The organism is Pseudonocardia sp. ICBG601 (assembly GCF_020496245.1).
This window is the reverse complement of record NZ_JAHLJA010000150.1, coordinates 968,596-975,693: the sequence shown is the minus strand read 5'-3', so window position 1 is coordinate 975,693 and position 7,098 is coordinate 968,596. Positions and strand designations below refer to the sequence as shown.

Below are 7,098 nucleotides of genomic sequence, written 5' to 3'. Positions count from 1 at the left end.
CCGCACCGGGGTGTCGACGTGGTCCTCGATCGGCCGCGGCCAGACCGGCGACACCGGCGGAGACGACGAGCGCCTTCGCGCCGCAGTCCCGCACGACGATGTAGGCCGCCTCGGGCGCGGACAGGTGGTGGTTCACCGCGGTGATGTAGAGCCCCGACCGCTGGCGGCCCAGTACACCTCGTAGACCCGCGCGGTGTTCTCCGCGACGAGCGCGACGACGTCGCCCCGCTGCAGACCGGCCGCACGCAGGTGGTTCGCGAGCCGGGCGGACCCCTCCTCCAGCTCACGGAAGGTCAGGGTCGCGCCCGAGCCCCCCATGATCACGGCCGGCTTGTCGGGGGTCGTCGCGGCATGCGTGCCTGGGTACATCGGGGCCTCTCCGTCGGGGCGCGCCGCGTATCGCCCGGCGCACGTCTCTCGTCGGCCCGATCCTGCCATCCGGGGCGACCCCGGCGGCGGCAGCGGTCAGGAGTGCGCGTTCTGATAGGCCTCGAGAACCGAGGACGGGATACGCCCGCGCTCGGAGATCTTCATGCCCTGGGCCACCGCCCATTCCCGCACGGCGCGGTTCGCGGCGCGTTCCGAGGCGCTGGAACCGTTCGACGACGAGGCGCCGGAAGCGGGACTGCGCCGACCGGACCCGCGACGGGCGGCCGCGACGTAGGGCGCCAACGATTCCCGCAGCTTCTCGGCATTCTTGGTGGACAGGTCGATCTCGTAGGCGCGGCCGTCGACGGAGAACTCCACCTGCTCGTCGGCCTCGGTGCCGTCGAGGTCGTCGACCAGTGTGATGGTCGTCTGCTGCGCCACGTCGTCATTCCTTCCACGGGGGAATCACCGGATCGGCCGGAGACGGGAATCGCCCGGTCGGAGCCGGAACCGATTCTTCGGGCAGAACGATAAAGGATGCCGAACCGACCTGTCGAACCCCTACCCGGAAATAGTCCGGCGCGCCGTCGTTTCCGGTCGGGGGATACGGCGTCCGGGCGACGGGAATGGGCGAAAAGGGTCAGCGGTGAACGTGACGCGAATCAGCGCGCGGTCGGCCACCACGGTTCGGTGGGAACCGCGGCGCGGGCGTCGTCGACGGTCGTGACGCCGGTCAGGTCGATCCGCTCGCCCGGGCGCGGCAGGGCCAGGACCACGTCCTGGTCGGCGGCGGCCTTGCGGGCCCGCTCGGCGGGCTCGTCCCACGGGTGGAAGCCCAGGTTGAACGTCGCCCAGTGGATCGGCAGCAGCACCCGGCCGCCCAGCTTGCGGTGCGCGGCGACGGCCTGCTCCGGGTCGGCGTGGATGTCGGGCCACAGGTCGGCGTAGGCGCCGATCGGCAGCACCGTCAGGTCGAACGGGCCGTGCGCGGCCCCGGTGCGCGCGTGCGCCCGGGTGGCGCCGGTGTCCCCGCCCAGGTAGGCGGTGTGCCGCGGCCCGGCGACCTTCCAGGCGGCCCACAGCGTCGTGTTGCGGCGCAGCCCGCGTCCGGAGAAGTGCCGGGTCTCCAGGCAGGTCAGCTCCAGCCCGGCGACGGTCACCACGCCCTCCCAGTCGCGCTCGACGACCCGGTGCCCGGGCACGCCCCAGGCCCGCAGGTGCGCGCCCACCCCGAGCGGGCCGACGAACACCGCGGAGGTGTCGCGGGCCAGCGCGGTGACCGTCAGGCGGTCGAGGTGGTCGTAGTGGTCGTGGCTGATCACGACGACGTCCGGGGACCCCAGCGCGGACAGCGGCCCGACCGGCGGGTGCAGGCGGCGCGGCCCGAAGCGCGGCACGGGGGAGGCGTACTCCGACCAGACCGGGTCGGCCAGTACCCGTCGGCCGTCGATCTCCAGCAGCACCCCGGCGTGGCCCAGCCAGGTCACCGCCAGCCCGGCGGGCGCGTCGGGGGTCCGCAGCGGCGCGAGCGGCACCGTGGCCGGCGCGACGCCCTCGGACAGGCGGCCCACCAGCATGTTCAGGATCATCCGGGCCGAGGCCTTGGCCCGCGGCAGACCCGGCTCGGTGTTGGCGAACACGCCGTCGACGGCGTTCGGCGACCCGGAGGCGATCCGGTGGAGCTCGCCCGCGCGGGCCCCCATGTTGCGGCGCACGTGCACGCCGAGCGCGGCGAGGGCCCCGGTCAGGGCGAGCGGGACGGACAGGACGGCCGCGGTCGGGACGCGCTTGCTGCGGGACACGATCACCACAGTACGAACGCCCGGGCCCGCTCCCCACCTACAGTCACGATCGTGACGGACGGCATGACGGGGACACGGGTGACCACCGAGCGGCACGGACACGTGCTCCTGATCCGGATGACGCGGCCGGACAAGCGCAACGCCGTCGACGCGGCGATGACGGCCGGGCTCGACGAGGCGCTCAACACCCTCGACGACGACCCGGACCTGTGGTGCGGCGTGCTCGCCGGGGACGCGACGGCGTTCAGCGCGGGCACCGACCTGGCCGCGGGCTCCGGCGGGCCGACGCCGCGCGGCGGCAACTACGGCGTCGTCCGGCGGGACCGGCGGCGCCCGCTGATCGCGGCCGTCGAGGGCGTCGCCTACGGCGGCGGGTTCGAGATCGTGCTGGCCTGCGACATGGTCGTCGCGTCGACGACGGCGCGGTTCGGGCTGCCCGAGGTCGCCCGTGGCCTGGTCGCGAACTGCGGGGCGCTGTTCCGGGCGCCGCGGCCGCTGCCGCTCAACATCGCCAAGCAGCTGCTGGTCACCGGGCGCCCGCTGGACGCCGAGCGCGCGTACACCCTGGGCCTGGTCTCCGAGCTCGTCGAGCCGGGCGGGGCGGAGGCGGCGGCGCTGGCGCTCGCGGCCGCGGTGTGCGAGAACTCGCCGCTGGCGGTGTCGGTGTCGCTGCGCGCGCTGGAACGTGTGGTGTCCGAGCCGGACGAGCGCGGCTGGAACGCCACCGAGATCGCCTCGGCGGCGATCGACCGGTCCGCGGACAAGACCGAGGGGATCGCGGCGTTCCTGGAGAAGCGCCCGCCGCGCTGGACGGGGCGCTGACCCGGCCCCGGTACGCCGCCGCGCCGGACCCCCGCCCGGTACGCCGCCGCGCCGGCCGGAGCGCTGACCCGCGCCCGGTATGTCGCCGCACGCGACTAGGCTCGTCGGCATGCCTGCCCGGACGCGACGTGAGGACCTGGTCGCGCTGCTGCAGGACTACGCGGGCGAGGCCGAGCTGCTCGGCCAGGAGTTCGCCGGGCGGCACCGGCTGCACCCCACCGACCTGCACGCGCTGCTCGCGGTGATGCGCGCGGACTCCGCGGGCGAACCGCTCACCCCGGGCGTCCTCGGTGCCCGGCTCGGGCTGTCCACCGGTGCGACGACCGCGCTCGTCGACCGCCTGGAGCGCGCCGGCCACGTGCGCCGCAGCCGCGAGTCCACCGACCGGCGGCGGGTGACCCTGCGCCAGGCCGAGAACGCCGCCGAGGTCGGCGGGGCGTTCTTCGGCCCGCTCGGTGCCCGGATGGACGCCGTGCTCGCCGGCTTCGACGACGACGAGCTCGCCGCCGCGGCCCGCTTCCTCACCGCGATGAACGCGCTGGTCGCGGACTACCGCGCCGACCTCGCCTCCGGGCCGGCGCGGAAGTCCACGCCGGCCTGAGGCATCAGGCGTTCGCCGCCGCGGTGTCCAGGTACTCCGCGAACTTGCGGCGCGCGGCCTCGGTGCGGGTCGGGACGTGCTCGGTGGGGACCTCCACCGGGGTGTAGCCGCGCAGGATGCGCCGCGCGACGGACTCCTTGTGCACCTCGTCGGGACCGTCGTAGATGCGCGCGGCCCGGGCCGCTCGGTACATCTGCTCCAGCGGCAGGTCCCCGGAGAAGCCCAGCGAGCCGTGCACCTGGATCGCACGGTCGATCACGTCGTGCAGCACCTTCGCGCCCCAGTACTTGATCATCCCGATCTCGATCCGGGCGTTCGAGGCGCCGACCTGGTCCATCGTCCACGCCGCGTGCAGGGTCAGCAGTCGCGCCGCGGCCATGTCCGCCGCCGACTGCGCGATCATGTCCTGCACCATCTGCTTGTCGGCGAGCCGCGTGCCGCTCGCCGTCCGCGACACCGCGCGCTCGCAGAGCATGTCGAACGCCCGCCGGGACTGGCCCAGCCAGCGCATCGCGTGATGGATGCGCCCCGGGCCGAGCCGCTGCTGGGCGAGCCGGAACCCGTCGCCGGGGTTGCCGACGAGGTTCGTCGCCGGTACCCGGACGTCGCGGTAGAACACCTCGGCGTGGCCGCCGTAGATCTCGCCGCCGACGTCGGGGTGGTCCATCACCGGGATGTCGCGGGCGACGTCGAGGCCCGGGGTGTCGGTCGGGACGACGATCATCGAGGCCCGCTGGTACGGCGGCGCGTCCGGGTCGGTCACCACCATCGCGATCAGGAAGTCCGAGCCGGTGGCGTTCGAGGAGAACCACTTGTGACCGTTGATGACGTAGTCGTCGCCGTCGCGCACGGCCCGGGTGGACAGCATCGTCGGGTCCGCGCCGGCGCCGGGCTCGGTCATCGAGAAGCAGGACCGCAGCTCACCGCGCAGCAGCGGGTGCATCCAGCGTTCCTTCTGCTCCGGCGACCCGCCGATCGCGAGCAGCTCGGCGTTGCCCGAGTCGGGGGCCTGGTTGCCGAACACCCCCGGCGCGTAGCGGCACTGGCCGAGGATCTCGTGCATCAGCCCGAGGGAGACCTGGCCGAACCCGCCGCCGCCGAGCTCCGGGGGCAGGTGCGCCGCCCACAGACCCTGCTCCTTGACCTGCTCCTTGAGCGGGGCGGTGATCCGGGCGAAGGTCTCCCGGTCCAGGTCGAGGGTCTCCAGCGGGATGATCTCGTCGCGGACGAAGCCGCGCATCCACTTCAGCTTCTCCTCGAACTCCGGATCGGTGCTGAAGTCCCACGCCATTGCGTCCGCCTCCCGACGAGCCTCGTTGCCACTGCGAACGTAACCCAGCCCGCCACGACGGGGACAGGGCCGCCGCCGAGCCGGTGGTCGACGGTGCCGGTAGCCGACGGTGCCATGTGTCGGTGGTCGGTGGTGCCGGTGGTCGGTGGTGCCGGTGGTCGGTGGTCGACGGTGCCCGTGGTCGGGCGGTGCTGGCAGCCGACGGTGCCGACAGTCGGTGGTGCCGGTAGCCGACGGTGCGGTGATCGGCGGGGCCGGTGGTCGGTGGTCGGCCGAACCGGTGATCGACAGTGCGCGCGGAGATCCGCGGCCCGCGCGTGTCCGGACGCACGCGCGGAGCGGATCACCGCGCGGACGGTGGATCACCGCGCGGGAAGCGGATCACTGTGTGGGCGCGGATCACCGCGCAGGCTGCACATCGCGCGCGGGCTGCGAGTCACCGCGCCGACGGTCCCCCCCCCGGGCGGACGGTGCCCCCCGGGCCGACGGTGCCCCCCGGGCGGACGGTGGCCCCCCCGGGCAGGCAGTGGCCCCGGGCGGGCGGCGGATCTCCGGGTGGGCGGGGCGATTGCGTGCCCGGGCGCTGCCGGGGAGGCTCGGGGGATGACCGACGAGGCTCCCGTCCCCGTCCACCCGGCGGGTGTCCCGGCCGACCTGGTGGACCTGTCCTACGAGCCGCTGACCCCCACGGCGTTCCTCGACCGGGCCGCGGCGGCGCACGGCGACCGGGTCGCGGTCGTCGACGGCGACCTGCGGTTCACCTACACCGAGTTCCGCGACCGCTGCCGGCGCCTGGCGGGATCGCTCGCCGCGCTGCACGACGGGCGCCCGGTCGCGGTCCTCGTGCCGAACACCCACGTCGGGCTGGAGGCGGCGCACGCGGTCCCGTGGTCGGGGACGGCGCTGGTCGCGGTCAACACCCGGCTGTCGGCGGGCGAGGTCGCCTACATCCTGGAGCACTCCCGCGCCTCGGTGCTGGTGGCCGACCCGGTGTTCGACGACCTCGTCGCGGAGGTCCTCGCCCGCCTCGACACCCCGCCGCACACGGTGCGGGTCGGCCCGGACTACGAGCGCCTCGTCGCCCGGGGGGAGCCCACCGCGGTGCGGCCCGCCGACGAGCGCGGCCTGCTGTCGGTCAACTACACGTCCGGGACCACCGGGAACCCGAAGGGCGTGATGTACCACCACCGGGGCGCCTACCTGCAGGCGCTGGCGATGGTCGGCCACACCGGGCTGACCGCGTCGTCGGTGCACCTGTGGACGCTGCCGATGTTCCACTGCAACGGCTGGTGCTTCCCCTGGGCGGTCACCGCGGCCGCCGCCACCCACGTCTGCCTGCCGAGGGTCGAGCCGTCCCGGATCTGGGAGCTCGTGCGCGACCAGGGCGTCACCCACCTCAACGGCGCCCCCACCGTGCTGTCGATGATCGCCTACGCGCCGGAGGCCGGGCCGGTGGAGACCCCGGTGGCCGTCGCGACCGGGGGAGCACCGCCGAGCCCAGCGATCCTGCGCCGGATGGCCGAGCTCGGGTTCGAGGTGACCCACCTCTACGGGCTCACCGAGACCTTCGGCCCGGCGATGATCTGCGACTGGCGTCCGGAGTGGAACGACCTCGACGCCGACGCCCGGGCCCGGATGAAGGCCCGCCAGGGCGTCGGGAACATGATCGCCTGCGCCGTCCGGGTGATCGACGACGACGGCGCCGACGTCCCCGCCGACGGGGAGACGACCGGCCAGATCGCGTTGCGCGGCAACAACGTCATGCTCGGCTACCTCGACGACGAGCAGGCCACCCGCGACGCCGCGCCGGACGGCTGGTTCCGGACCGGCGACATCGGCGTCATGCACCCCGACGGCTACGTCGAGCTCCGCGACCGCTCCAAGGACGTGATCATCTCCGGTGGGGAGAACATCGCCAGCGTCGAGGTGGAGCAGGCCATCGCCGACCACCCGGCCGTGCTGGAGGTCGCGGTGATCGCCGTCCCCGACGAGCGGTGGGGCGAGGTCCCGGCCGCCTGGGTGACCCTGCGCGAGGGCGAGAGCGCCACCGAGGACGAGATCGTCGAGCACGTGCGCGGGCGGCTGGCGCGGTTCAAGGCGCCCAAGCGGGTCACCTTCGCCGAGCTGCCGAAGACCTCCACCGGGAAGATCCAGAAGTTCGTGCTGCGCGACGAGGCGTGGGCCGGGCAGGAGCGCCGGATCCGGTGACCGGG

Annotated in this window: 7 protein-coding genes; 3 read left to right on the top strand and 4 right to left on the bottom strand. The window is 74.3% G+C overall.

From position 1 onward, the window contains the following. Positions 1-132: 132 nt before the first annotated feature. The 3 genes from KPL57_RS72975 to KPL57_RS50220 form a co-directional block, all read right to left on the bottom strand. On the bottom strand, positions 133-369 hold the full coding sequence (locus tag KPL57_RS72975; protein WP_374203895.1) for an AMP-binding protein: 237 nt from the start codon (positions 367-369) through the stop codon (positions 133-135). A 96-nt stretch (positions 370-465) separates the two neighbouring features. Next, a complete protein-coding gene (locus KPL57_RS50225; RefSeq protein ID WP_226350672.1) occupies positions 466-810 on the bottom strand; it encodes an Lsr2 family protein in 345 nt (114 codons plus the stop codon). A 221-nt stretch (positions 811-1,031) separates the two neighbouring features. Further along, on the bottom strand, positions 1,032-2,171 hold the full coding sequence (locus KPL57_RS50220; protein WP_226350673.1) for an MBL fold metallo-hydrolase: 1,140 nt from the start codon (positions 2,169-2,171) through the stop codon (positions 1,032-1,034). 51 nt (positions 2,172-2,222) lie between these two features. Between KPL57_RS50220 and KPL57_RS50215 the strand changes: the two genes are divergently transcribed. Both KPL57_RS50215 and KPL57_RS50210 read left to right on the top strand, forming a co-directional pair. Next, the gene (locus KPL57_RS50215; protein ID WP_226350674.1) at positions 2,223-2,993 is read left to right on the top strand and encodes an enoyl-CoA hydratase-related protein; all 771 of its coding nucleotides are present in this window, start codon (positions 2,223-2,225) and stop codon (positions 2,991-2,993) included. A gap of 109 nt (positions 2,994-3,102) precedes the next feature. Beyond that, positions 3,103-3,594 (top strand): MarR family winged helix-turn-helix transcriptional regulator, encoded by a 492-nt coding sequence (locus KPL57_RS50210; RefSeq protein ID WP_226350675.1) that lies wholly within the window; start codon positions 3,103-3,105, stop codon positions 3,592-3,594. A 4-nt stretch (positions 3,595-3,598) separates the two neighbouring features. On the opposite strand, the gene KPL57_RS50205 is transcribed toward KPL57_RS50210, so the two are convergent. After that, complete coding sequence (locus tag KPL57_RS50205; RefSeq protein ID WP_226350676.1) at positions 3,599-4,885, bottom strand: acyl-CoA dehydrogenase family protein; 1,287 nt, start codon at positions 4,883-4,885, stop codon at positions 3,599-3,601. A 603-nt stretch (positions 4,886-5,488) separates the two neighbouring features. Between KPL57_RS50205 and KPL57_RS50200 the strand changes: the two genes are divergently transcribed. Next, positions 5,489-7,093 (top strand): AMP-binding protein, encoded by a 1,605-nt coding sequence (locus KPL57_RS50200; protein WP_226357473.1) that lies wholly within the window; start codon positions 5,489-5,491, stop codon positions 7,091-7,093. The last annotated feature ends 5 nt before the right edge of the window (positions 7,094-7,098 follow it).

Coding starts and splice junctions, on each gene's coding strand:
- KPL57_RS72975 (WP_374203895.1), bottom strand. CDS start 369: ATGTACCCAGGCACGCATGCCGCGACGACCCCCGACAAGCCGGCCGTG.
- KPL57_RS50205 (WP_226350676.1), bottom strand. CDS start 4,885: ATGGCGTGGGACTTCAGCACCGATCCGGAGTTCGAGGAGAAGCTGAAG.
- KPL57_RS50200 (WP_226357473.1), top strand. CDS start 5,489: ATGACCGACGAGGCTCCCGTCCCCGTCCACCCGGCGGGTGTCCCGGCC.
- KPL57_RS50210 (WP_226350675.1), top strand. CDS start 3,103: ATGCCTGCCCGGACGCGACGTGAGGACCTGGTCGCGCTGCTGCAGGAC.